The organism is Lysinibacillus sp. LK3 (assembly GCF_001043675.1).
In the GTDB taxonomy this organism is placed as follows: Bacteria; Bacillota; Bacilli; order Bacillales_A; family Planococcaceae; genus Lysinibacillus; species Lysinibacillus capsici.
This window is the reverse complement of the sequence record NZ_LDUJ01000013.1, coordinates 68295-92422: the sequence shown is the minus strand read 5'-3', so window position 1 is coordinate 92422 and position 24128 is coordinate 68295. Positions and strand designations below refer to the sequence as shown.

At 35.7% G+C, this 24128-nt stretch carries 22 protein-coding genes; 16 read left to right on the top strand and 6 right to left on the bottom strand.

Annotated features, from left to right (window positions below):
* Positions 1 to 7 precede the first annotated feature (7 nt).
* The 3 genes from VK91_RS07365 to VK91_RS07355 all read left to right on the top strand — a co-directional run bounded on the left by VK91_RS07365 (position 8) and on the right by VK91_RS07355 (position 3641).
* Positions 8 to 1093, top strand: a complete 1086-nt coding sequence (locus tag VK91_RS07365; RefSeq protein ID WP_048392000.1) for an SDR family oxidoreductase — start codon at positions 8 to 10, stop codon at positions 1091 to 1093.
* A 325-nt stretch (positions 1094 to 1418) separates the two neighbouring features.
* Positions 1419 to 2174: a TerC family protein gene (locus VK91_RS07360; RefSeq protein WP_048391999.1), complete on the top strand. Its 756-nt coding sequence runs from the start codon at positions 1419 to 1421 to the stop codon at positions 2172 to 2174.
* 111 nt (positions 2175 to 2285) lie between these two features.
* Positions 2286 to 3641, top strand: coding sequence for a TrkH family potassium uptake protein (locus VK91_RS07355; RefSeq protein WP_036075771.1), 1356 nt, complete (start codon positions 2286 to 2288; stop codon positions 3639 to 3641).
* Positions 3642 to 3982: 341 nt separating this feature from the next.
* On the opposite strand, the gene VK91_RS07350 is transcribed toward VK91_RS07355, so the two are convergent.
* On the bottom strand, positions 3983 to 5722 hold the full coding sequence (locus tag VK91_RS07350; protein ID WP_048391998.1) for a B12-binding domain-containing radical SAM protein: 1740 nt from the start codon (positions 5720 to 5722) through the stop codon (positions 3983 to 3985).
* Positions 5723 to 5982: 260 nt separating this feature from the next.
* Here VK91_RS07350 and VK91_RS07345 point away from each other — a divergent pair, with 260 nt between their 5' ends.
* Together VK91_RS07345 and VK91_RS07340 are read left to right on the top strand one after the other, a co-directional pair.
* The gene (locus tag VK91_RS07345) at positions 5983 to 7401 is read left to right on the top strand and encodes an ATP-binding protein (protein ID WP_231595608.1); all 1419 of its coding nucleotides are present in this window, start codon (positions 5983 to 5985) and stop codon (positions 7399 to 7401) included.
* Between the two features lie 122 nt (positions 7402 to 7523).
* Entirely contained in the window at positions 7524 to 7970 is a 447-nt protein-coding gene (locus VK91_RS07340; protein ID WP_004224579.1) for a MarR family winged helix-turn-helix transcriptional regulator, read from the top strand.
* Positions 7971 to 8054: 84 nt separating this feature from the next.
* Here the strand turns inward: VK91_RS07340 and VK91_RS07335 are convergent, their stop codons facing one another.
* From VK91_RS07335 to VK91_RS07325, 3 genes are all read right to left on the bottom strand, one after another.
* On the bottom strand, positions 8055 to 8747 hold the full coding sequence (locus tag VK91_RS07335; protein ID WP_048391996.1) for a hypothetical protein: 693 nt from the start codon (positions 8745 to 8747) through the stop codon (positions 8055 to 8057).
* Positions 8748 to 8808: 61 nt separating this feature from the next.
* Positions 8809 to 9426 carry a CPBP family intramembrane glutamic endopeptidase gene (locus VK91_RS07330; RefSeq protein ID WP_004224581.1) on the bottom strand — a complete coding sequence of 206 codons (618 nt, stop codon included), beginning with the start codon at positions 9424 to 9426 and terminating at the stop codon, positions 8809 to 8811.
* Positions 9427 to 9505: 79 nt separating this feature from the next.
* Positions 9506 to 9694 carry a DUF2187 family protein gene (locus tag VK91_RS07325; protein ID WP_004224583.1) on the bottom strand — a complete coding sequence of 63 codons (189 nt, stop codon included), beginning with the start codon at positions 9692 to 9694 and terminating at the stop codon, positions 9506 to 9508.
* Positions 9695 to 9817: 123 nt separating this feature from the next.
* Here VK91_RS07325 and VK91_RS07320 point away from each other — a divergent pair, with 123 nt between their 5' ends.
* The 3 genes from VK91_RS07320 to VK91_RS07315 all read left to right on the top strand — a co-directional run bounded on the left by VK91_RS07320 (position 9818) and on the right by VK91_RS07315 (position 11441).
* Positions 9818 to 10006, top strand: a complete 189-nt coding sequence (locus VK91_RS07320; RefSeq protein ID WP_048391995.1) for a hypothetical protein — start codon at positions 9818 to 9820, stop codon at positions 10004 to 10006.
* A 92-nt stretch (positions 10007 to 10098) separates the two neighbouring features.
* Positions 10099 to 10275 carry an aspartyl-phosphate phosphatase Spo0E family protein gene (locus tag VK91_RS22395; RefSeq protein WP_004224595.1) on the top strand — a complete coding sequence of 59 codons (177 nt, stop codon included), beginning with the start codon at positions 10099 to 10101 and terminating at the stop codon, positions 10273 to 10275.
* A 299-nt stretch (positions 10276 to 10574) separates the two neighbouring features.
* Positions 10575 to 11441 (top strand): NAD(P)-dependent oxidoreductase, encoded by an 867-nt coding sequence (locus VK91_RS07315; protein WP_048391994.1) that lies wholly within the window; start codon positions 10575 to 10577, stop codon positions 11439 to 11441.
* A 68-nt stretch (positions 11442 to 11509) separates the two neighbouring features.
* Here the strand turns inward: VK91_RS07315 and VK91_RS07310 are convergent, their stop codons facing one another.
* Positions 11510 to 11902 (bottom strand): DoxX family protein, encoded by a 393-nt coding sequence (locus VK91_RS07310; RefSeq protein ID WP_048391993.1) that lies wholly within the window; start codon positions 11900 to 11902, stop codon positions 11510 to 11512.
* Positions 11903 to 12060: 158 nt separating this feature from the next.
* Between VK91_RS07310 and VK91_RS07305 the strand changes: the two genes are divergently transcribed.
* From VK91_RS07305 to VK91_RS07280, 6 genes are all read left to right on the top strand, one after another.
* Positions 12061 to 12381 carry a helix-turn-helix domain-containing protein gene (locus VK91_RS07305; protein ID WP_048391992.1) on the top strand — a complete coding sequence of 107 codons (321 nt, stop codon included), beginning with the start codon at positions 12061 to 12063 and terminating at the stop codon, positions 12379 to 12381.
* Between the two features lie 206 nt (positions 12382 to 12587).
* Complete coding sequence (locus VK91_RS07300) at positions 12588 to 13910, top strand: MFS transporter (RefSeq protein ID WP_048391991.1); 1323 nt, start codon at positions 12588 to 12590, stop codon at positions 13908 to 13910.
* Between the two features lie 65 nt (positions 13911 to 13975).
* Positions 13976 to 14878, top strand: a complete 903-nt coding sequence (locus tag VK91_RS07295; RefSeq protein ID WP_048391990.1) for a chemotaxis protein — start codon at positions 13976 to 13978, stop codon at positions 14876 to 14878.
* Positions 14879 to 15043: 165 nt separating this feature from the next.
* The gene (locus VK91_RS07290; protein ID WP_048391989.1) at positions 15044 to 16591 is read left to right on the top strand and encodes a Ppx/GppA family phosphatase; all 1548 of its coding nucleotides are present in this window, start codon (positions 15044 to 15046) and stop codon (positions 16589 to 16591) included.
* Positions 16588 to 18744, top strand: coding sequence for an RNA degradosome polyphosphate kinase (locus VK91_RS07285; RefSeq protein WP_048391988.1), 2157 nt, complete (start codon positions 16588 to 16590; stop codon positions 18742 to 18744). The genes VK91_RS07290 and VK91_RS07285 overlap by 4 nt, the downstream gene beginning before the upstream one ends.
* Positions 18745 to 18773: 29 nt before the next feature.
* On the top strand, positions 18774 to 20780 hold the full coding sequence (locus VK91_RS07280; RefSeq protein WP_048391987.1) for a GGDEF and EAL domain-containing protein: 2007 nt from the start codon (positions 18774 to 18776) through the stop codon (positions 20778 to 20780).
* 46 nt (positions 20781 to 20826) lie between these two features.
* Here the strand turns inward: VK91_RS07280 and VK91_RS07275 are convergent, their stop codons facing one another.
* Complete coding sequence (locus VK91_RS07275) at positions 20827 to 21438, bottom strand: TetR/AcrR family transcriptional regulator (RefSeq protein ID WP_048391986.1); 612 nt, start codon at positions 21436 to 21438, stop codon at positions 20827 to 20829.
* 235 nt (positions 21439 to 21673) lie between these two features.
* Here VK91_RS07275 and VK91_RS07270 point away from each other — a divergent pair, with 235 nt between their 5' ends.
* Both VK91_RS07270 and VK91_RS07265 read left to right on the top strand, forming a co-directional pair.
* A complete protein-coding gene (locus tag VK91_RS07270) occupies positions 21674 to 22567 on the top strand; it encodes an NAD(P)-dependent oxidoreductase (RefSeq protein ID WP_048391985.1) in 894 nt (297 codons plus the stop codon).
* A gap of 15 nt (positions 22568 to 22582) precedes the next feature.
* Positions 22583 to 24103 carry a CoA-acylating methylmalonate-semialdehyde dehydrogenase gene (locus VK91_RS07265; RefSeq protein ID WP_048391984.1) on the top strand — a complete coding sequence of 507 codons (1521 nt, stop codon included), beginning with the start codon at positions 22583 to 22585 and terminating at the stop codon, positions 24101 to 24103.
* Positions 24104 to 24128 lie beyond the last annotated feature (25 nt).

Genomic DNA, 24128 nt, shown 5'->3' with positions numbered 1-24128 from the left:
ATGGGAGATGAAGGTTCATTTTTTTACAGGTTTTCCTGGTTTCATTTCGAGTCAACTAATTCGAGCATTATTTCAAAAGAAACAAGCACAACAAGTAATTACCATCGTATTGGCAGGTGAAACCATAAAGGCACATAAAGAAAAAAACAAAATATTAGAGGATTTTCCTGACTGTTCGATTCGAATTGTGGAAGGCGATATTACACTACCAAACCTTGGATTAGAAAATCAAATCATCAAAGAAATTGTACCGCAAATTGAAGTGCTTTGGCATTTAGCTGCTATCTATGATTTAGCTGTACCACGTGATATTGCCTGGAAGGTAAATGTTCATGGTACAACAATGGTTAATGATTTTGTTCGCACCTTACCAAATTTACAGCGCTATATGTATTTCAGCACTGCCTATGTGGCTGGTACACGTGAGGGCATACTGCGTGAAAATGAATTAATTCGACCAAGAGCATTTAAAAACAACTATGAGGAAACAAAATATGAGGCTGAGCACCGAGTAGAAGATTTAAAATCGGAAATACCATTGACAATAATTAGACCTGGAATTGTTCGTGGTCATTCCCAAACTGGTGAAACCATTAAATTTGATGGTCCTTATTTCTTCTTAAACTTAGTTGAACGTTTAAAGGGTTTACCTTTTATTCCGTACATTGGTCAAACTTCATCGACAATTAATGTAGTGCCAGTTGATTATATTATAAATGCTTCTACTTTTCTGGTTAGTGAACAGAGTGCAGAAGGGAAGACACTTCATTTAACTGATCCTAATCCTCACCCTGTACAGGAGGTATACCGTACAATGGTGAAACTAGTTACAAATTCTTATCCAAAAGGACGTTTACCATTTACATTGGCTAAGCTTTCATTGCAGATTCCATTTATTCGAAAAAAATTAGGTGTCGAACAAGAAACATTAGATTATTTAACATGGAATGCTTCATTTGATACGACTGAAGCACATCATATCTTACAAAAAGGTGGTATTACATGTCCTGATTTTATACAGACGATGCCAAAAATGATTGAGTTTTATTTAGCACATAAGGAAGAGAAGAGCTATCAAATTCAGATTAAGTAACGAAAAAAACATATAGATATTTTTGTCAGTTGTAAATGATAGTGCTATAATATTTGAAAGAAGATACCTTCGACAATTTGTCAAAGGGGAGTAGCTAACAGGTAATTAACTTTCCCTGGTTTCACATTCGTCAAGACATGGTACAACCATCGGGTGTGATAGTGAATGGCTCTATACGTATGACGTGTAGATTGAAGTACCATAAATAGAAAGGGTACGAATTTACTTAGCGAGACCTTTGCCTGAATTAGGGCAGGGGTTTTTTTCTTTTATACTTGAATGACAGGGTCATTGAGGGTATAGAGAGCTTAGAGGAGGCACTAGAATGGAAGCGATTTTATTACAATATGGCTGGGTATTAATTGTCCTTGTTGTATTAGAGGGATTACTAGCAGCTGATAACGCGGTAGTAATGGCTGTTATGGTGAAGCATTTACCACAAGAGCAGCAAAAAAAGGCGTTATTTTATGGACTATTTGGAGCATTGATATTCCGATTCTCCGCATTATTTGTTATTACTGTTTTAGTGAATTATTGGCAAATACAAGCGGTCGGTGCAGCTTATCTATTATTTATGTCTGCGAAAAATATATATGATTTACGAAAACATAAAGATGAAGAAGAAGCAGCAACCGAAAATGGTGGAAAAAAGGGTTCGGGTTTCTGGTTAACAGTACTAAAAGTAGAGGCTGCCGATATAGCATTTGCTATTGATTCGATGCTAGCAGCCGTTGCAATTGCTGTAACTTTGCCACACTTAGGTGAATTTGATATTGGTGGCATCAATGGCGGTCAGTTCATTGTGATGCTCCTTGGTGGATTTATTGGTGTCATTATGATGCGGTTTGCTGCCCAATGGTTTGTAAAAATATTAAATGATTACCCTTCACTTGAAACAGCGGCATTTCTAATCGTTGGCTGGGTAGGTGTGAAGTTAGTTGTCTTAACATTGGCACATGAGAAGGTGGGAATATTGCCTAAAGAATTTCCACATTCCACGGCATGGGAGTTAACATTCTGGATTGTCCTAATAGGTATTGCTTTTGTCGGCTATTTAGTCGGTGTAAGAAAGAAAAAATAAGTAGATGAACGTTGGAGGAATAGTTATCACTATTCCTCTTTCTTTTTTTATGTATTTTTTCTATACTATAATCTATCTAGTTGGGCATCATATGTGGGAGGAGTTGTTAAAGTGCCTTGGAAAAAATCATCAAATAAACTAGTCACACCATTTCAGGTACTTGTTTCTTATTATTTTATAGCGATAGCGATTTCCTTCCTGTTATTACGGCTTCCAGGCGTTCATCAAGAAGGTGTAAAAGTCTCTTTTTTAGATAGCTTGTTTACAGCAGTAAGTGCAGTAAGTGTTACTGGGTTAACAACCATTAATATTTCGGAAACCTATACTACCTTTGGGCTTGTAATGATTCTTGTTATTTTACAGTTAGGCGCCATTGGTATTATGTCACTTGGTACCTTTGTGTGGCTGCTTGTTGGGAAAAAAATAGGCATGCGTGAGCGTCAGTTAATCATGATTGATCATAACCAGTACAGTGTCTCTGGTGTTGTTAAATTAATCCGCGAAATTTTAAAAATTTTATTTGGCATTGAATTAACGGGTACCATTATTTTAACGCTACATTTTACCAATTATTTTGATACGTTAGAAGAAGCCTTTTTACATGGAATTTTTGCCTCTATTTCTGCTACGACAAATGGAGGATTCGATATAACGGGAATGAGCTTACTCCCATTCCATGATGATTATTTTGTACAGATGGTTACCATGGTACTGATTGTATTAGGTGCTATCGGATTTCCGGTATTAATTGAATTGAAGACTTTTTTGCTTAATCGACGCGAGAATTTCCGTTTTAGTTTATTTACTAAAATCACTACTTCAACATACGCTATTTTATTTATAGTTGGTGCGCTTGTCATTTTACTCCTTGAATCATTCCATTCTTTTAAGGAAATGTCTTGGCATGAGGCATTATTTTCAGCAATGTTCCATTCTGTATCAACGAGATCAGCTGGATTGACTACTTATGATGTCACGACTTTTAGTGAAGCTACAGATATATTCATGAGCTTCCTGATGTTCATTGGCTCTTCCCCAAGCTCAGTTGGTGGAGGTATTCGTACCACAACTTTTGCCTTGGCCATTTTATTCTTAATTACCTTTGCTAGAGGAAGAGAGGATATCCAAGTATTTGGACGAGAAATTCATTTGATTGATGTCTTCCGATCATTTGTTGTAATTTTATTAGCCTTTTTCATGGTATTAGTTGCAACCCTTATCTTGCTTATAACAGAGCCACAAGCATCTCTTATTCAAATTATTTTTGAAATTACTTCAGCGTTCGGTACATGTGGTATGTCGTTAGGCATAACATCTGATTTATCAGTGGTTGGTAAAATCATTATCATTATTTTAATGTTTATTGGTCGAGTTGGATTAATATCATTCCTTTATACTCTTGGGGGTGGCGGAAGAGGAAAGAAATCAGGCTTCCACTATCCGAAGGAACGCGTAATTATTGGTTAAATTTTTAAAGTATGTGAGGCATTAAGTAAGGAGAAATTCCATCGTAAACCTCATATAAAAGTAAAAATTATTATCTTGTCATAAAATATTCAAAAAATTTAAACTTTTATTTCCTGATTAGATAGATTGTTTTTTGGGCATTTTTTACAAAGTTTTATCAATCTTTGTTTAAGTAATTTGACCTATATTGGTAAGGCTGGCTATGAGTACTTAACTAACCGAACAATGAAGGGCAGAAGGAATAAATTTAGCAGTCTTTATTGTTACTATGAGGATTTAAGAATCGTTTAAGTAATAAAAAAAGCTAGTCCTGATAGTTATGACAGGACTAGCGTTTCTTATTAGTTAGAGTAGATTGTTGCAAAGTAAGGTGCTTGACCATGTCGGAAATAGGTTAACAGATAGCCATTTTTTTGTACAATTTTGCCATTTGCAAACTCTTGGTAATCAAGAGCATGAGGGATAATCAAGGTATGCTTAAACAACTCTTTTTCAGTTAACTTAAAGTTAGCAAATTCCTCGCCTGCGATAGCTGGATCTTCTCGTAAAGCGTGATAAAGGGCCTTTTGTTGCTCTTCTGTAGGACGCTCATTCCACCATAGCTTCCGTGGTTGGAACTGCTGAGCCATTAAGTAATCAAGCTGCATTAAACTCTGAACAATGTTTAAATTCACATCATCAATCGTTTCTAAAAACATTAATAAACGACGGAATAAATCCTCTAGCTGATGGCCAATACGAGACCAACCTTTTGTTTCCCAATATGTTCCGAAGTTTTGGAAGAAATCAAATGGTGTATCAAAGACCTCTGTAACCAAGTATTCAATCGTATGATCCATACGGTGATCATTCCAATACTTTTCAAGAACATCCTCTGCATGCTTAATGCGGACGATATCATCAAATGTTAGAACATTATTTGAAAAGATTTCGTAAGGAGATAGATCCACATAGGTATAGCCAAACTTCTCGGCTTCTAATCGAAGTCCTGTGCCGCGTAAAAGTTTCAAAAATCCAAGCTGTAATTCCTCTGGCCGCATTGCAAAGACATCATTAAATGTTTGACGAAAACTAGCGTAATCTTCCTCTGGTAAACCTGCAATTAAATCTAAATGTTGATCTATTTTTCCGCCATCTTTCACCATAGTAACTGTTCGCTTTAGTTTTTCAAAGTTTTGACGACGTTTTACAAGAGTATTTGTTAAATCGTTCGTAGATTGAACACCTATTTCGAATCGGAACAAACCTTTTGGTGCATTATCATTTAAGAATTGAATGACTTCAGGGCGCATTATATCAGCCGTGATTTCAAACTGGAATACAACACCTGGTTTGTGTTCATCAATTAGAAATTGGAACATTTCCATTGCGTAGCTACGACTGATGTTGAAGGTGCGATCCACAAATTTAATTGTTCGAGCTCCGTTATCCATTAAGAAACGAATATCCTCTTTTATTTTTTCACGGTTAAAGTATCGGACGCCAACTTCAATAGAAGATAAACAAAATTGGCAGCTAAATGGGCAGCCTCGGCTTGTTTCGATATATTGAATTCGCTTACCTAGGTAGGGAAGATCCTCCTCAAAACGAAAAGGACTTGGTAATTCGCGCAAATCAATTTTAGGTGGCATAGCGTGAATCTTGACTTTCTCGTCCTCTAAATAACAAATACCAGGAACATCTTCTAACAATATTTCACCGTGGAAATAGCGCAGTAATTGTTTAAATGAAGTTTCTCCTTCACCCATCACAATGAAGTCTACCTCAGGTATTCGACGTAACCAATGGTGACAATCATAAGAAACCTCAGGTCCCCCGAGCAGAATTTTAACATTTGGACAGACAGTTTTTAACATCTTGATAACGTGAATTGTTTCTTCGATGTTCCAGATATAGCAACTAAATCCAACGATATCAGGTTTTTTTTGGAATAAATCTGATACAATATTAAAAGCAGGGTCTTTAATAGTATACTCTGCTATAATTGGATTAAACTCCGGTAAAGCTGCGCCTTTTAAATAGCGCAATGCTAAATTTGTGTGAATATACTTTGCATTCAAAGTAGTTAAAATAGTATTCATGCAATAATCTTCCTTTCAACATCCTATTGTATCAGTCAAGTATCTGACATACAATATAATTCTTTTTACCTATTTATTTTGTGAACGGTTCGTGAAATAATTTAAAATACTTAAATTTACTAAATTTTGTAATAATAGAATCGTGCTGTCATAAAGTATAGTAAAGGCTCAAAATTCGATTTTAGAGGTTTTTTACTCTTTTGAAAGGTTCGGTGAGAAAGTTGAAGCAAAATGATATTAATCAATGTTTTGGAAATCTTATGAAAAGTACTTCGTCACCAACACTTATACTCAATAAAGCAGGGAAAATTTTAAACGTCAATGAGGCTGCTATCAATCTTTTCAATCTTAATTTAACCTATATTGGCTATTTAGCTATGGACGAGCCATCTAATTTTAAATGGACTAAGTTCGTCAAACAGTTACAAAATGATTTACGTTCAGAGGAAATTTTCAATATTCGCACAGTTGGAAATGACTACGAAATGTTATCTTTCAAATGCTTTTATGATCCTAATACAGAGGAAATTGTTGCGCAAATTTCAACATTAAATGATGATGTTGCCCATAAATTATATGTTAGCCAAGCACATGAGAGAGCGCAATCTTTTAATGCCTACGATTACTTACCTTATGCTGTTATTGTTAGTGACGCTAGTGGTATTATTCTTGGGCTAAATAAATATGCGGAAATGTTTCTGAAAGTTGAAAATTCGCAGCTTCTTCATAAAGCGCATCAGCATATATTTGATTCATTTACATTGAAAAAAGGGCAAATTACAACCTACCTTTCTAAGTTAATGGGTGAAAAACATGCAAGCATTCATGTAGTCGATGAAACACAAGTAAGCAGAACTTGCTATTATGAAATTTCAAGTATTTTTGATGAATACAATAATATTATTGTCACTGTGATTAATGATGAAACAGAGAAAAAGCAACTTCAACATAAAGTTGAGCATCAGCAAGCATTAAACGTTGTGGGACAGATGGCAGCGAGTATTGCACATGAAATTCGTAACCCATTAACTTCTTTAAAGGGTTTTACTGAATTACTAAAATTAAATGCTGATGATGAATCACGCATGTATCTCTCTGTTATTGACAGTGAGCTTCAACGGATGGAACAAATCTTATCCGAATTATTAGTATTGTCTAAGCCAACAACGATGAAAGTGGAATTATTAGAACTGGATCATATTGTAAAGCAAGTCATTGAGTTTATGCTACCAGATGCACTCATGAAAAATATTATGATTCAGTATATTTCAACCTCTAATCAAGTCTATATTGGCGGCAACGAGAATCGACTAAAGCAAGTGCTGATGAATTTAATTAAAAATGCAATGGAATCCATGAATAATGGTGGTACGATTACCGTCGAAATGGCAACAAATGACTGTGCGATTGTCGAACTTATGATAAAAGATGAAGGTGTTGGCATGGACAGCACGACACTTCAAAACCTATTCCAGCCTTTTTACACGACAAAATCAACAGGGACAGGACTGGGCCTTGCTTTCGTGAAAAAGGTGATTGAAGAACATGAAGGAGTAATTGGCGTTAGTAGTGAACTACAGAAGGGGACATGCTTCCATCTGCAGTTTCCAATTTACACATTCAATCAGATGGATACAATGGAAGTATCCACAAAAGATTCTGCTTATTTAGTAACATAAAGAAAGTAAAAATGGTTGCATAATGAACAACAAAACCTTCTAAATCATATATTGCTTTTGACAATGCTTTTCTAATGTCGCTATAATGTCATGTATAAAGAGCGAAGTGAGAGGAAAAGAATATGCCGTCAGAAGATCTAAAACAATCTTTAAAATTATATATTGTATTATCACGTGCACTAAAAGCAATTAATGAAACAACACATCAATTATTTCAGGATAATGGTTTAAACCCAACTGAATTTGCTGTTCTAGAACTTCTCTATCATAAAGGAAGACAGCCATTACAGCAAATTGGCAATAAAATTTTGTTAGCCAGTGGGTCTATTACGTATGTCATTGATAAGCTAGAGAAGAGAGGTTACTTATTAAGAGTATCTTGTCCTGCTGATCGTCGTGTTACGTATGCAGAAATCACCCCTGAAGGTGAAGCTTTTATGGGAGAGCTGTTCCCAAAACACGAACAGCATTTGCATGAATTAATGAGTGTACTATCCCCAGAAGAAAAAGAACAAGCTATTACGTTATTGAAGAAAATTGGCCTTTCTATCAAAGACCTATCTTATTAAAAAAGTTGTCTCATTGATTTGAGACAACTTTTTTGTGATCAAATAGAAGGACGATAGACTATGTCTATCGTCCTTAGCATTTTATTATTTTTTAGATATAGTTGCTGCCATATTAAGCATAGCATCTGTTAAATCTTGTTCATCATTATCATGAATAGTTAATTTTGTAATGAGACCATCTTTCTCAAGGACAACCCCAATTACTTTCTCAGTGTCGAAGTCCACAACATAACCCTCGATATTTTGAACATCTTTAAATGCTGCTAATTCCTCAGCAGTTAGAGCTACTGTTTCACCCACTGCGTTCATATAATCTTGCATAGTTGTTTTTACTTCTTCAAAGCTCGATTGTGAAGCTTCAATTGTTTCAATACGCATAAACACTTCGTCATCATCATTGGACACTAACATGTCTTTACCAGGCTCTTCTTGTGTCAGTGTAAAACCAGGAAGCTGTTGTAGTTTATAGCTTTGATCAACACTTGCTGATTCAGTTGCCTTTTCAGTTTTATCTACACCATTTTGGACGTATTTTACATCTTGTTGAGGCTGTTTAGAAGCATCCTCTGTATTTGTATCATTTGATGCAGGTGTATCTTCTTCTTCCTCATTTGATTCACCTGCTGTATCATCTCCAGATGGTTTTTGATCGGCAGCAGTATTTGATGGCTCATTTTGTTGAGCATCTGAATCCCCTGTTTTATCAGATGTATTACAACCTACAACTAATACGGCTGTTAGTAATAATGCAAGAATTGAAACTAATTTTTTTTGCATAAAAAACCCTCCTTTTCTAAATTAAACGTTAGTAAAGATAAAATGTTTCCAAATATTAATGTTATGATGTTAACGGCAACACTAAAAATAATAATAGTACAAAAACGACATGAGCTACAATAACAAGTGGCATACTTTTACGCCATTCATATAAGAAGCCCCAAATAATGCTTGTTACCAATGCAGCAATGACACCAAGCATAAATCCGCTAAGGGCAATTGATACAGCACATAATACTGCGGTAACTATGACAGCCAGCGGTGGGCGCATAAAACGTTTTAACTGTTGTTGGATATAACCACGCCAAAATAATTCTTCACCTATGGCAACGATAAATACAAGTAAAACATAGTGCCAAATATTTTGTGGTCCGTAGCTTGCTAAAAATTTTTGAACGGATTGTACTAAGTTATTATTAATATATGGAGCGAGCCAGTAACCAAAGCGAATAATACCATATGTGATGGTACCGTATCCAATACCAAAGAGTAAAAATTGCCAAGTAGGTAATTGATCTTCAATGGAGCCAGCTAAGATGGCAATGGCAATACATACTAGTAGAGTGAATGCATACATGTACCAAAATACAGCTTGATTAGCAAAGGTAAAAGCAAGCATACCATAAACGAATAATAAAGAAAGGAGAAATAGTATTGTTTGTTTCGAATTTGTTAGCATATTCGACCTCCATACCTTAATCTTATCAAAAAAATAGTCCCTTATCATCTATTAAGACAAATAGGGACTATTCAGACTATTAAGCTTCATTAGTATATAAAATTTTATATCGTTTATGATTGACGACCGTTTTTTCTTCAATTTCAAGGGAATCAAAATTCTCCATATATGTTAAGTTAACGATCACCGAATTTTCATTTACCTTTTCTACAATACCTTGGAGACCATTTTTAAACTCGATAATATTTCCAACTTCAGCTATTTTCACAGACAGTCAGCTCCTTCATCGACTAATAATATACAGTTTGCATGAAAAATTGGTAAACGTAAAGCTTTTTTTAAATAATTCATAATTTATTACACAAATGAGGCAAAGAGAGGAATAAAGTTCATGGAAAAATACGAAAATATGCTTAAACAATTACAAAATGGGGAAAGAGAAAGTATTGAAATTCAAAAGGAAGAATTTTACGAATTTCGTGAAATTCTTGTAAAACACCCATTATTTAAACATTATAGAGGTGAGGCCAAGCAAAATGGGCGAATTATCTATACTTATACTGAAACACCTAGAAGTTAATTTGTCGAACATTGTCGTAAGTTAATGCTGTAAGAAATGAAATATAAATGTATAATAATGGTATGATTATTTGTGTGTGGAGGGTTGTATGAATGGTCAATCTACTCTTGAAACAAATGGAACAAACTCGTGAGATGATGATTCGCTCAGGTGTAGAAAACGGGTTACAAAATGCAAAAACCATTCAACTGAGTCGCAGATTAGATCAGTTAATGAATACTTATTATAGACAGATGGCATTTGAAGAAGAAAAAGATCAAGAAGACTAAAAAAGATTGTTCCAGTATTCAGAGTAAAAAACATTTTAACATATATGTTTAAAATGCATTTCAATGGGGAATAACTTACTATGAACACAGCAACATTCTCATTTCCCCCTTTAGAGCAGTGATCCCCCAATCACTTGCTCTCTTTTTTTGCTTATTCGGTATATATGCCCTACATATAAATTTTAGTACAAGTTATGGGAAGAGTTTGAATTATTTCATTCCTTCACCTAAACTGAAAAGATATAGAGTTGGACTCTCACGGAGAGTACAGAAATTCTAGAACAAAGGAGCATGTACATATGACAAAGAAACGTATTGCATTTATTGGAACTGGAGTAATGGGTGCTAGTATTATTAAGCATTTACTAAAAAATGGTCATGAAGTAACCGTCTATACTCGTACGCAAGAAAAAGCAGAGCCTCTTGTTGCCTTAGGGGCGTCATGGGCAAGCTCACCTGCTGAAGCATTTAAAAATCATGAAATTGCCTTTACAATGGTTGGCTATCCTTCAGATGTAGAGGAAGTATATTTTGGGGAAAATGGCCTCTTCCAAACAGCAGAACAAGGCAATATTGTCATTGATATGACGACTTCAGAGCCATCTTTAGCAAAGAAAATTTATATGTATGCTCAATCCATCGGTGTAGAGGCTTTAGACGCCCCTGTTTCAGGTGGGGATATTGGTGCTCAAAATGGCACTTTGTCTATCATGATTGGTGGCGATCAGGTCACATACGACAAGGTATTGCCAATTATGAAGCAATTTGGAGAAAATATAATTTATCAGGGTGAAGCAGGAGCTGGGCAGCATGCAAAGATGTGCAATCAAATTGTTATTGCCTCTGGTATGATTGGCGTGTGTGAATCACTAGCTTATGGACTAAAGGCAGGATTAGATTTACCTACCGTATTACAATCGATCTCTTCAGGTGCAGCAGGTTCATGGTCTTTAAGCAATTTAGCCCCACGTATGATAAAAGAAGATTTTGCACCAGGCTTTTATATTAAACATTTTGTAAAGGATATGAAAATAGCTTTAGACGAGTCAAACAAAATGGGCATAACATTACCAGGACTTGCATTAGCCTATGAAATGTATGAGAAATTAATCGCAGCAGGCTATGGTGATAATGGTACACAAGCACTCTTAAAGTATTATAAATAATTCGCGATGGGATTCTGAATAGGAAACCTGAAGGCTCCTTAAATGGGAGACCTTCAGGTTTTTTTGTTTTACTCTTTCCCGAAAAGTTGAGAATCCAGTGAGAAGCTGGATGCGCCTGCGAGAGTAAAGTAAAGAGCTATTGCACCTAAAGCTAAATCTAATTCATAACCAGCCAATCCATCTGCCCCGATAAAGCCGATGCTAAGTTTTGCTGTAAAGATCGCCACAATCATTGTAATGGTTAATAAAGCACCAAATATTCTTGTTGCTAAACCTAAAATAATTGCAATTCCACCAACTAATTCAATAATTGCCACGATATACGCCATAAATCCTGGTATACCTAGGCTATCAAAGAAGTCAGCTGTATAGCTAATACCACCTTGAAATTTTTGAAAACCATGCACTGCAAAAATAACGCCTAGAACGATACGTAAAATTGTTGAACCAATATTTTGCATAATAAAGTAACTCCTTATCTTTTTTTGCTTACAATTCGTAACTTAGTTTATTTTTAAAAATAACTTTTGTCAAGTAACTTAATGTATTTTTAGAACAGGTTTTTTTAAAAAGTGATATACTGTTAAATAGGAACTAATATACAAAGGGGGGAAGTCATTTGGATCAAAAAAATATTTGTCCACGATTTGAAAAAGCACTCATGATATTAAATCATCGTTGGAATACACTACTTATTTATCAGCTATTAAATGGTCCGCAAAGGTATTCGACCATTAAAAATCAGTTGAATATTAGTAGTCGTGTATTAACAGAACGTTTAAAGGAGTTAGAGACTGAGCAAATAGTGCTACGTACAGTAATTCCATCAACACCAGTTGTCATTGAGTATGAACTTACGGAAAAGGGTTATGCTATTGCACCTGTGCTAAAAGCGATTGAGCAATGGTCCTCTGAATGGGTAACCATAGATATAGAATGATAAAAAGGTATTCAAGCGAGGGGCCGCTTGAATACCTTTTTTGGTTTTACACAGAAAATAAGCGTTCAATTATCGACCATTTGGCAGTTATTTTTCAGTGAATTTACTGTTATATTGTAAATAATATTAATTTTCTTTAAAAAAAGGTATTTTTTATTTCAGAGAGAAATTAATTGTTTATTATAGAGAATGGAGAGGAGGGTTTTATGAAGAAGAGTACAGCTATAGACGTACAACATCGAAGTCAATTAGCCATTTATTTATCATTACCGATACTTTCATGGGCATTTTATGATTTTGCGAATACAATTTTTTCTTCAAATATAAATACAATATTTTTTCCCTTTTACATGGATGAGGTTTTAGGAACAAATGAAGTCATGCAACAAGTTGCGAGCACCTTTATATCTTATGCAAATGCCATTGCAAGCTTGTTGCTCGTTATCTTTTCACCCCTTTTCGGTGTGTGGATTGATAACACAGGTTATAAAAAGAGATTTATTGTATGGTTTGCATCCATATCTATTCTATTTACATTTATGATGGGAATATTTGCTAATGCACAAACCACTGTCAATTACTCTGGTGTGCCTCTTAGTTTATTTTTGGTAGTTGCAAGTTTTGTCATAGCAAAATTTTTCTTTAATTCAAGTTTAGTATTTTACGATTCTATGATGGGTGATCTAGGGACAAAAGAAGAGATGCCACTCATTTCAGGGTATGGTGTTGCAATCGGGTATCTTGGTACACTTTTTGGATTACTTGTTTACTTGTATGTTGGTAACAGCGATTTTCATCGAGCATTTATCCCAACAGCCATTCTGTATCTACTCTTTTCATTGCCATTATTCTTAATTAATAAAGATACACCGATCCCAAAGTCCCAACGAAAGTCCTTAAAGTTTTTAGATGGTTATAAAGAAATCATTCAAACATTTAAAGATATGAAGCAATATAAAGCAATCTTTACCTTTATGATTGCTTATTTCTTTCTAAATGATGCCATTGCTACAACGATTGCTATGATGGCTGTTTATGCGACAACGATTGTTGGCTTTAGTTCTGGACAATTTATCGTACTTTATTTGGTCTCTACTGTCTCAACAATCATTGGGTCACTTGCCTTTGGGTATATTACGAAATCAATAGGCGCTAAACGTGCCATTACAATTGTTGCACTTATTATGATTGTTGCTCTGGTATTCGCTGTTTTTGCTTCAGCACAATGGATGTTCTGGCTTGCTGGTAGTCTATTTGGTATATCACTTGGCTCAATGTGGGTGACATCTCGGACATATATTATTGAATTATCACCGAACGAAAAACGTGGACAATTTTTTGGGTTGTTTGCTTTTTCAGGTAAAGTATCCTCCATTATTGGTCCAGCTATATATGGAACTGTTACATTATGGATGAAGGATTATGGTACTATTGCTAGTCGTGTAGCATTATCAACGTTGATCGTTATGACTGTCGTTGGTCTATTGGTACATCTAAAAGTTAATGATAAAAATGGAAATAGCAAGTAGGAGAAATGTATTGCCTATGATACAATTGAATTATAAACAGATGTAGAGAAAGGAGCGGGGTTGCATTGGAACATAAAGGAATATTATTAGAAAGTGGCACAAATGAGCTAGAGATTGTTGAATTTGAAGTAGCAAACAATAAGTTTGGCATCAATGTTATTAAAGTAAAAGAAATTATTCAACCGATCCCAGTAACGTTTATCCCACACGCGCACCCGCATGTAGAAGGAATCATTCAATTACGAGGTGAGGTATTACCTGTTGTAGATATGCTACGAGTATTAGGAATTCAAGGTGCTGAGCGTAATCCACAACAAAAATATATTGTCGCAGAATTTAATAAACAACGTGTCGTTTTCCATGTAGATAATGTAACACAAATTCATCGTATTTCTTGGAATCAAATCGAAAAGCCTTCAGATATGTATCAAGGGGGTACATCACAAGTAATTGGTGTGATTAAACAGAATGAGCAAATGATTCTATTACTAGATTTCGAAAGAATTATGGTGGATATCAATCCTGCATCAGGAATTAGTGTGGAATCTGTTAAAAAGCTCGGTAAACGTGAGCGATCTGGAAAGCGAATTTTAATTGCAGAAGATTCACCGTTATTACGTAAATTACTGTTTGATACTATGAGTGAAGCTGGTTATGACAATGTTGAATTCTTTGAAAATGGCCGCGATGCTTATGAATACTTAGAGGGAATTGCAAAGAGTGGTAGTGATATAGCAGAGCATATTCAATTGGTGGTAACGGATATTGAAATGCCACAAATGGATGGCCATCATTTAACACGAAAAATCAAAGAGCATCCCGATCTTCAAAAGCTTCCTGTTATCATTTTTTCAAGTCTAATTACAGATGACCTTCGTCATAAAGGTGATCAAGTAGGGGCTGAGGATCAAATAAGTAAGCCAGAAATTGCAGAGCTCATTTTACGTGTTGACCAACTTATTCTGTAATCACCATGGCTTACATGATACTTCTCAATTTTAATAATGGGTATCCTGCAAGTATAAATAAATGAAAGTAAAGTCGGATGCCTTAATTAAGAGGGTCCGATTTTTTTGTATATGTCCAAATATTATGAACAAAATAAATGGTAGATGCTTGAAGGATGTGATTATTTGAATGAATTAAAAACAGCTATTATTGATATCGGCTCCAATACTATACGATTAGTATTATATCAATATGATAATGAAGAGGGACTTCGTGAGCTTGGAAATATTAAGACGGTAGCACGTTTGCGTACATATTTACAGCCCTCAGGAGAGATGTCTGATGAAGGTATTCAAGTGTTATCAGAAACTTTATTAACATTTAAAGCCATGCTTGAGGATTTTGAAGTAACAGATGTAAAAGCTGCTGCGACTGCGGCTATTCGACAAGCCACTAATCGAGACAAAATTATAGAGGAAATGAAAGAACGGACTGGTATCCAAATAGAGCTTTTATCAGAAGAGGAAGAGGCCTATTTTGGCTACGTTGCTGTTGCTTATTCCATGGGTACGAAATCGGCCGTAACAATCGATATCGGTGGTGGTAGTACCGAAATTACGCTGTTTGAAAATAAAGAAATTCAGCAATCACATAGTTTCCCTTTTGGGACAGTTTCTTTAAAGCAACGTTTTGTAAAAGGTGACATTATCAATAGTAGTGAGAAAAAAGAGCTTCTTGCCTTTGTCAAAGAGCAGTTCCAAACACTCCCTTGGATAAAAAATGTTGCTCTACCTATTATCGCAATTGGTGGTAGTGCGCGTAATATTGCTCAAATACATCAACAAAAGCATGATTATCCTATTGCCAGCGTACATGGTTATGAAATGACAAAGGAAAATTTGGATGATTTAAGCTTATTTTTAGGGCAATTAAGCTTTCAGGAATTGAAACAATTGGATGGTCTCTCATCTGACCGTGCAGATATCATTGTTCCTGCATTAGAGGTATTTAGAGTGTTGATGGAGGTAGTTGGTAGTGAGACCTTCCAACTGACAAAGCGAGGTTTACGTGAGGGACTCATTATTCAACGGATTTTGCAAACAGATACAAAGGCGTTTGATAAATATAATGTATTTGAAGGAAATGCTAGAAGATTAGCACGTCAGTATGGTCGGAGTGAAGTGGAAGTAGATTATTTAATGCATTTAGCAGACCAATTGTATCGTGAATGTTGTCATTTAGGCTACTTGCAATATCATCCAGAAGATTTGCATTTATTAGCAAAAGCGGCGAAGGTTTTTAATATAGGAGAGTATATCGAATTAAGCTCTTCAAGCCAACATACTTTTTATTTAATTGCGAATCAATCCATTGATGGTTTAAATCATTTAGAACGAGTAAAACTAGCACTTCTTGCCTCCTATAAAAATAAAGATTATTTCGAACGATTTGCTGCCCCATTTGCTACATGGATGAGTCGGGAGGAACATCGTAAAATAAGAGATTTCGGAGCGTTATTAAAATTTGTCTATGCATTAAATGTTTCAAAACGCAATATAGTACATGCTATTGAAATGCACACCGAAGAAGATCATGTTCAGCTTAATATTTATGTAAAAAAGAATGCTGCGGCTGAAAAGTATCAAGCCAATCGACATAGAAAGCATTTAGAACGTGCATTAAAAATCCCAATGAAGATCAATTTTATTGAAGAAGGGTGGAACAATGGATGACAACTGAAGTAACGAAAAACGAGCTACATGGGGAAGAGTTCTCCGAAAACTACAATCTATTGTTAGAGGAAATTGCAAAGCCTCAATATTATAATAATCGTGAATTAAGCTGGCTTGCCTTTAATGAACGCGTGCTAGAGGAAGCAGAGGATATTAATAATCCTCTGCTCGAGCGTTTAAAATTTTTAGCTATATTTAGTTCCAATCTAGATGAATTTTTTATGGTTCGTGTTGCAGGCTTACAGGACCAGGTACGTGCTGGTTTTCATAAGCCCGAAAACAAATCTGGCTTAACGCCGAAGGAACAGTTGGCCAAAATAGCAGAACGCACACAAGCATTAGTGCGTCGACAAACTGAGGTGTATAGACATTTAATCTATGATTTACTACCTCAACATAATGTACATATTGCGGACATGAAAGATTTAAATAGCAAGCAAAAATCATTTATCAATGAAATGTTTGCAGAAACTATCTTCCCTGTTTTAACCCCTGTTGCAGTGGATGCATATCGTCCTTTCCCAACTTTGCTTGGTAAAACTTTGAATTTACTAGTGCTGTTAGAGCAGGATGAGTCAGATCTTGAAAGTCGTGAAAAAGTGGCGATTGTCCAAGTTCCATCTGTGTTAGATCGCTATATAAAAGTACCGTCCGAAGAAGGTAAGACAGTTGTAGTTTTATTGGAGGATGTGATAGTAGCGCATATTGAAAAGCTGTTTTATGGCTATAGCGTAAAATCAGCACAAGCCTTCCGCTTAACAAGAAATGCAGATTTAACTATCCATGAAGAAGGGGCTCGAGATCTTCTCGTGGAGATCGAAAAAGAGCTGAAAAAGCGAAAGTGGGGAGTAGGAAGCCGTTTAGAAGTTCGAGTTGGAGAAATGAACGAGGAAGTGCTGCAATACTTACTAGATGAATTCGAAATAGAAGAATCGGATGTATTCCATATTGATGGTCCTTTGGATTTAACGTTTATGTTCTCTTTTGTGAAAGGTATTTCAGTAGGTCGTGAGCATTTAGAATATGAAAGCTTTATCCCACAGCCACCTTTAGATTTACAGTCTGACGAAAATATTTTTGAAAAAGCACTTCAACAGGATATATTTTTCCATCATCCATATGAATCTTTTGCCCCTATTGTTGATTTTATTTCTGAGGCCGCTGTCAACCCAAATGTGTTGGCTATAAAACAGACATTATATCGAGTAAGCGGGAATTCACCGATTATTCAAGCGTTAAAGCTTGCCGCTGAAAACGGTAAACAAGTAACGGTATTAGTGGAGCTAAAGGCTCGCTTCGATGAAGAAAACAATGTGCACTGGGCAAAACAATTAGAACAAGCAGGTTGTCTTGTAATCTATGGGATGAATAATTTAAAAACGCACTCAAAAATCACGCTAGTCGTTAGTCGTCGTAACGGCAAAATTGAACGTTTTGTCCATTTGGGTACAGGAAATTATAATGATGCTACTGCAAAAATTTATACGGATATGGGCATAATAACGACAGATAAAGAGTTTGGCATTGATGCGACAAATTTCTTTAACTACTTAAGTGGCTATACAGAAAAGCCTACCTTTAATCATTTAGTCGTTGCACCATTTGATATACGCGATGAGTTTATTCGGTTAATGGATGAGGAAATTGCCTGTCATAAAAAATATGGAAATGGTTTTATTCGTGCAAAAATGAATTCATTGACAGACAAAGATTTAATGATGAAGCTTTATGAGGCATCGATTGCGGGTGTAAAGGTCGAGCTTATTATTCGTGGTATATGCTGTATTAGACCAGGAATCCCAGGTATTAGTGAGAACATTACCGTAACAAGTATTGTTGGTCGTTTCCTTGAACATTCTCGTATTTATTGGTTCCATCATAATGGGGAAAATAAAGTATATTTATCCTCTGCAGATATGATGACACGCAATATGATTAAACGTGTGGAAATTTTATTCCCTGTATATGCAAGTGAAGCAAAAACTCGTATTATTGACATAATGAATGCACAATTAATGGATACTGCCAAAGCCCGTATTCAAGACTCTAATGGTAAGTATCATTATAAAGAGTTTGATCGTAGCGAAGATCCATTAAATAGCCAGGAAATTTTCTTGAAGGATGCATTAAAGCCTACGCTAGACGAAGAATAGAGCAAACACGCTACTTAGTGAGGGATAGAATGAAAAAATGTAGAGAAAATGTAGCGCCATTTGCAGAATATCAACAGCTCATGCAACTGAATCCATTTGATGCAATCATTTGTTTGAGACAAGTTGATAAGACAGTGTTTGAGGTCGTTGAATTTAATGAAAAGCTATCGTCAATGATTGAGCTGGAGGATATAACAGCCAAAAACGCTGAGAACTTTTTTACTAAGCAATGCTGGCTGCAATTGTCGGGATTTCTAATTGAAGAAATCAATAAACAGCATACTCTAAAATTAGGTAACGGTCTTCAAGAGAAAACATTTATGCTTCATGTTCAGCACTTTTCTGAATCAATAGTTGCCATTATTCTTCGAGCGACATCATTTGAAGAAAATCCCTATTTACAGTTCATTGAACAACATATAAGTCCAGTGTTAACGACAGATTTACAAGGTCGAATAATTCATCAAAATATTGCTGCTACTGCTACACTATCGAGAGAGCAGCACAGTCTAATTGGACTAGATATTTTTTCATTACTCGAAAGTAAATATCTCAATGAGTTTAAACTATTATTTACCAAAACAATCGAAGGTTCAGCGTTTGGCATGCCTAAATGCTTATTGAAAGGTAATTTACTAAGCAAAGAGCCCTTTTATTTAAGAACGCATCCAACCTATTATAATGGTGAAGTTGTGGGTGTCCACCTATTTGTTAAAGATGCTAATTCATTTATGAATGATCATGAAGCATTCTATTACCTAGCACTAATGGATGAATTAACAGGTATTTGGAATCGAAAAGCTTTTAAGGAGCATTGGCTACAGCATTTAAATGATAAAAAGCAAGAGCATAAGCAAGCCGCTCTTATTTTAGTTGACATTGACCGTTTTAAAAAGTTTAATGAATCCCTTGGCGAGAGCAAGGGAGATGATTTGATGCGTATGTTTAGTCATAGGTTACGGGAGCTTTGCTACTCAAAGTGTTCGCTATATCGATATAATAGTGATGAGTTTATTTTTGTGCTAAAAGATGCAACCATCCAAAAAATTGAACGAACTGCAAACTTGATTATGGACGTATTAAAACAGCCATTTATGATAGATGGACAGGAATATTTTATTAGCGTATCGATTGGGATTTCACTTAGCCCAGCAGATGGTAAAGATATCGAGACACTTGTACGGAAAGCAGATAAAGCTTTATTTTCTGTTAAAGAACATGGTCGTTCACATTATCGCTACTACCGTGAAGATATGACGGCCATTTTTCCAAACGAAGCATTAATGGAGGCACATTTACGTCGAGCAATTGAATTTAATGAGCTAAGTCTCCATTTACAACCGCAAATGGATTTAGCAAATAATAGCATCAATAGCTTTGAAGCATTATTACGATGGAATAACCGTAAATTTGGTTTTGTATCACCAGCACAATTTATTCCTATTGCGGAAGCCTCAGGGTTGATTATTGAAATCGGTGATTGGATTATTGATGAGGTATGTCGTTACCAAAAAGAATGGCAATCGAAAGGATATCGTCCTGTACGGATTGCAGTCAATATATCCCCAAAACAATTTAGAAAAGAAAATTTTGCCCGAAAAATTAAAACAGCTTTAAAGAAATATGGTGTACCGCCTGAGTTATTAGAAGTAGAAATTACCGAAAGTTCCATGACAAATGTACATGAAACATTTTCTATTCTTACAGAACTGAAGCAATTAGGTGTTTATGTGTCTGTGGATGACTTTGGGACAGGCTATTCCTCATTAAGTTATCTCAAGCGTTATCCGATTGATATTATTAAAATTGATCAGTCATTTATTGCAGATATAGCAAAGGATGACAAAAATGAAGCCATCATAAAAGCAATTATTTCGATGTCTCATAATTTAGGATTAGAGGTCATTGCTGAGGGAATTGAAGAACCAATACAAGTTGATTTTCTCAAACGCCATCGTTGTCAAAAAGGGCAAGGCTATTTGTATAATAAACCATTACCAGTTGAAACGATTGTACAACAATATTTTGTAAGCTAGAAAACGGGTAGCACTTTCATCACAAAATAGATGAAGTGCTACTTTTTTATTTGCCGTTTTTAAGACCGTTTAAGACAATTGCTGTGAATTGCGCCATTTCAGAGGCTAGGTCAAAGTCTTCACTATGTATCAACCAATCATAGACATTCGCACGCATACAGCGCTGAATAAGTGTTTGTATGGTAGCAGCAGAAACATCTTGTCTAAATTCCCCATGTTGAATTCCTTCCTCGATATATGTATTCATTATCTGAAAAATCTTACGTTGTGGATTGATTAAATAATGATCCTGTTCTACTTGGTTTGTCATAGCAGCCGTATATACTGTACGTAATAAATCCTTTCCCACAATATTGGTTAAATATCTCATTTGCTCTTGATACACTAAGAGTATTTTTTCACTTGCTGGTAATGTGGGATCAATATTTTTTTCAACTGTACGATAAAAATTATCAAGCTCCTTAAATTTTTCTAAAATAACATCATATTTAGATGGGAAATGTGTATAAAATGTACCCTTTGAAACATTACATGCCTTTGTAATTTGTTCAACAGAAACATGTTCATAACCATGCTTGTTAAATAAATCTAAAGAAGTTTTCAATAATTTTTCACGTGTTTCTAATGCCTTTTTCTGTCTGCTTGTGAGTGTTTCCATTGGTAGCTAATACCTCCTATATTAAATATTGTAAAATATCTTTTGTAAAAAATATTCTGAAAATATTAATTTTTTAATTGACGAGATGGATTTCGATTGATTATGATTTAAATGACCGAAGTCAATGACTGCGGTCAATGATGTTATCTCGTTACTAATGTTACTTTAAAAAATGAAAGTTGGCTAGTATATCATCAAGTTTTCTGTTGTATTTTCAAGGCATGGGGAGGTCACAATGAAGAAAAAATTGGGTTTTATTGGCTTAGGGAATATGGGTTTACCGATGGCTATTAACTTATTAAGAGCAGATTATCAGGTATATGGTTTCGATACGAATGCGGAAGCAATGGAACAATTCGCAGCAGCAGGTGGTTTCGGCCTTGAGACAGCTATGGATATTGCGAAAAAATGTGATGTTATTATGACAAGTTTGCCTACCCCTCAGGTTGTAGAATTGGTTTATCAATCAGAGCAAGGAATTTTACAACATGCAAAGAAAGGGTGCCTGCTGATTGATTTTAGTACTGTTAATCCCGAATTGAATGATACGTTACATACAGAAGCTATAGCTTTGGGATTACGTTATTTGGGAGCGCCTGTCAGTGGGGGTGTCATAGGGGCTATCAATGCTACATTAACTATTATGGTTGGTGGTGGCACAGATGATTATATAAGTGCTAGCAAAATATTCAGAATAGTCGGTAAAAATATTTATCATTTAGGCACATCTTCAAGTATAGGAACGCGAATTAAATTACTCAATAACTTAATGATTGGCTTTTACACAGAGGCAGTCGCTGAAACGATTGTACTTGGCGAAAAAATGGGTATTCAGGCAGACACGCTCTATGAAGTATTAAATAATAGTTATGGACAAAGCCGTATTTATGAACGTAATTATTTGGAATATATGAAAAATGATAATTATGAGCCGGGCTTTTCGACAAATCTACTATTAAAAGATTTGAAGTTAGCTAAGGAAATGGCGGATGAAGCAGGCGTATCGCTGCGAATCGGCGAAAAGTTAGTGGATCTTTATAGTGAAATTGCTCAGCAGGGCTATGGAGAAAAAGATATGTCTGCAGCTTATTTAAGTTTAAAAGAAAAATGTAAACTAGAACAATTTTAAGAGGAGGAAATGGATATGACAACGACACAAGAGGTTAAAACATTAACACATTTTATTGGTGGCAAATTGGTTGAAGGAAAAAGTGGCCGATTCGGTTCGGTATTTAACCCAACAACAGGTGAAGTCATTGCTAAGGTACCCCTTGCAACAGTAGAGGAAACACAAGATGCAATCGAGCAAGCTCAAGCAGCATTTCCGGCTTGGCGTGATACATCAGTGGCTAAGCGTGCAGAAATTGTATTAAAGTTCCGTAACCTTATCACTGAAAATATGGAAGAGCTATTACAAATCATTTGTACTGAAAGCGGTAAAACGATTGAAGATGCCAAAGGTGAGATTACACGAGGACTTGAATCTGTTGACTTAGCCATTGGTGCGCCACATTTAATGAAAGGAGAATACTCCGTAAATGTTGGAGGTCAAATAAATGCTTATTCTGCAAAATATCCATTAGGGGTTGTGGCAGCAATTTCTCCATTTAATTTCCCCATCATGGTGCCTCTAGCACAAACGAGTATGGCCATTGCTGTAGGAAATGCGGTTATTTTAAAGGCATCTGAGCGTGTGCCAATGACTTCATTATATGTTAGTGAGCTTTGGAAGAAGGCGGGATTGCCTGATGGTATTTGGACAGTAATCAATGGTGATAAAGATGCGGTCAATGAACTTTTAGAAAACCCAGCTGTGCAAGCGATTTCATTTGTTGGATCAACACCAGTAGCTAAATATATTTATGAAACAGGATCAAAGTACGGTAAACGTGTCACGGCTCTTGGTGGTGGTAAAAACAATATGGTCGTGATGCCAGATGCGGATCTTGAACAGGTTGCTAATGCCTTTATTGGTGCAGCTTATGGAGCAGCATCCCAACGTTGCATGGCAATATCTACTATCATGCCTGTAGGAAAGGATACTGCTGATCGCCTAGTGGATATTCTTAAGGAAAAAATTTCTAATCTGAAAGTAGGCCCATATACAAACCCTGATTCAGATTTTGGCCCTGTTATTTCTCAGCAATCAAAAGAAGCAATTCTTACTGCAATTAATCGAGGGGAAGCCGAAGGAGCTTCAGTAATTTGTGACGGACGAGAACTTGATATTGTCAAAGAGTCTAAAGGGTTCTATGTAGGGCCTACATTATTAGATCATGTAAAGCCAGGCATGGAAGTTTACGAGCAAGAAATATTTGGTCCAGCTCGCAATGTTGTTCGTGTAGATTCCTTAGAGGAAGCTATTACACTTATCAATAAGCATGAGCTAGGTAATGGTGTCACAATCTTTACGAATGATGGATTAGCAGCTCGAAAATTTACAACAGAAATTGATGTTGGCATGGTTGGTGTCAATGTACCAATTCCAATTCCTGTTGGCTACCATAACTTTGCAGGCTTTAAAGGATCTCGTTTTGGTGAGGGGCATATGTTTGGCCCAGATCAAGCACGATTCTTTACAAAAACTAAGACAATTTCAGAGCGTTGGATGGCTGGCAATGCCTCCTCAGCATCCACGTTTTCATTCCCAAGCAATAACGACTAATAAAACCTAGAGCTGTAGAGTTATA

What these genes read in the sequence shown, in the direction of transcription:
- VK91_RS07275 (WP_048391986.1), bottom strand. Translation starts at nt 21,438, where the DNA reads ATGGAAACACTCACAAGCAGACAGAAAAAGGCATTAGAAACACGTGAA.
- VK91_RS07315 (WP_048391994.1), top strand. Translation starts at nt 10,575, where the DNA reads ATGACAAAGAAACGTATTGCATTTATTGGAACTGGAGTAATGGGTGCT.
- VK91_RS07340 (WP_004224579.1), top strand. Translation starts at nt 7,524, where the DNA reads ATGCCGTCAGAAGATCTAAAACAATCTTTAAAATTATATATTGTATTA.
- VK91_RS07360 (WP_048391999.1), top strand. Translation starts at nt 1,419, where the DNA reads ATGGAAGCGATTTTATTACAATATGGCTGGGTATTAATTGTCCTTGTT.
- VK91_RS07280 (WP_048391987.1), top strand. Translation starts at nt 18,774, where the DNA reads ATGAAAAAATGTAGAGAAAATGTAGCGCCATTTGCAGAATATCAACAG.
- VK91_RS07335 (WP_048391996.1), bottom strand. Translation starts at nt 8,747, where the DNA reads ATGCAAAAAAAATTAGTTTCAATTCTTGCATTATTACTAACAGCCGTA.
- VK91_RS07310 (WP_048391993.1), bottom strand. Translation starts at nt 11,902, where the DNA reads ATGCAAAATATTGGTTCAACAATTTTACGTATCGTTCTAGGCGTTATT.
- VK91_RS07330 (WP_004224581.1), bottom strand. Translation starts at nt 9,426, where the DNA reads ATGCTAACAAATTCGAAACAAACAATACTATTTCTCCTTTCTTTATTA.
- VK91_RS07285 (WP_048391988.1), top strand. Translation starts at nt 16,588, where the DNA reads ATGACAACTGAAGTAACGAAAAACGAGCTACATGGGGAAGAGTTCTCC.
- VK91_RS22395 (WP_004224595.1), top strand. Translation starts at nt 10,099, where the DNA reads ATGGTCAATCTACTCTTGAAACAAATGGAACAAACTCGTGAGATGATG.
- VK91_RS07270 (WP_048391985.1), top strand. Translation starts at nt 21,674, where the DNA reads ATGAAGAAAAAATTGGGTTTTATTGGCTTAGGGAATATGGGTTTACCG.
- VK91_RS07365 (WP_048392000.1), top strand. Translation starts at nt 8, where the DNA reads ATGAAGGTTCATTTTTTTACAGGTTTTCCTGGTTTCATTTCGAGTCAA.
- VK91_RS07350 (WP_048391998.1), bottom strand. Translation starts at nt 5,722, where the DNA reads ATGAATACTATTTTAACTACTTTGAATGCAAAGTATATTCACACAAAT.
- VK91_RS07265 (WP_048391984.1), top strand. Translation starts at nt 22,583, where the DNA reads ATGACAACGACACAAGAGGTTAAAACATTAACACATTTTATTGGTGGC.
- VK91_RS07345 (WP_231595608.1), top strand. Translation starts at nt 5,983, where the DNA reads ATGAAAAGTACTTCGTCACCAACACTTATACTCAATAAAGCAGGGAAA.
- VK91_RS07300 (WP_048391991.1), top strand. Translation starts at nt 12,588, where the DNA reads ATGAAGAAGAGTACAGCTATAGACGTACAACATCGAAGTCAATTAGCC.
- VK91_RS07320 (WP_048391995.1), top strand. Translation starts at nt 9,818, where the DNA reads ATGGAAAAATACGAAAATATGCTTAAACAATTACAAAATGGGGAAAGA.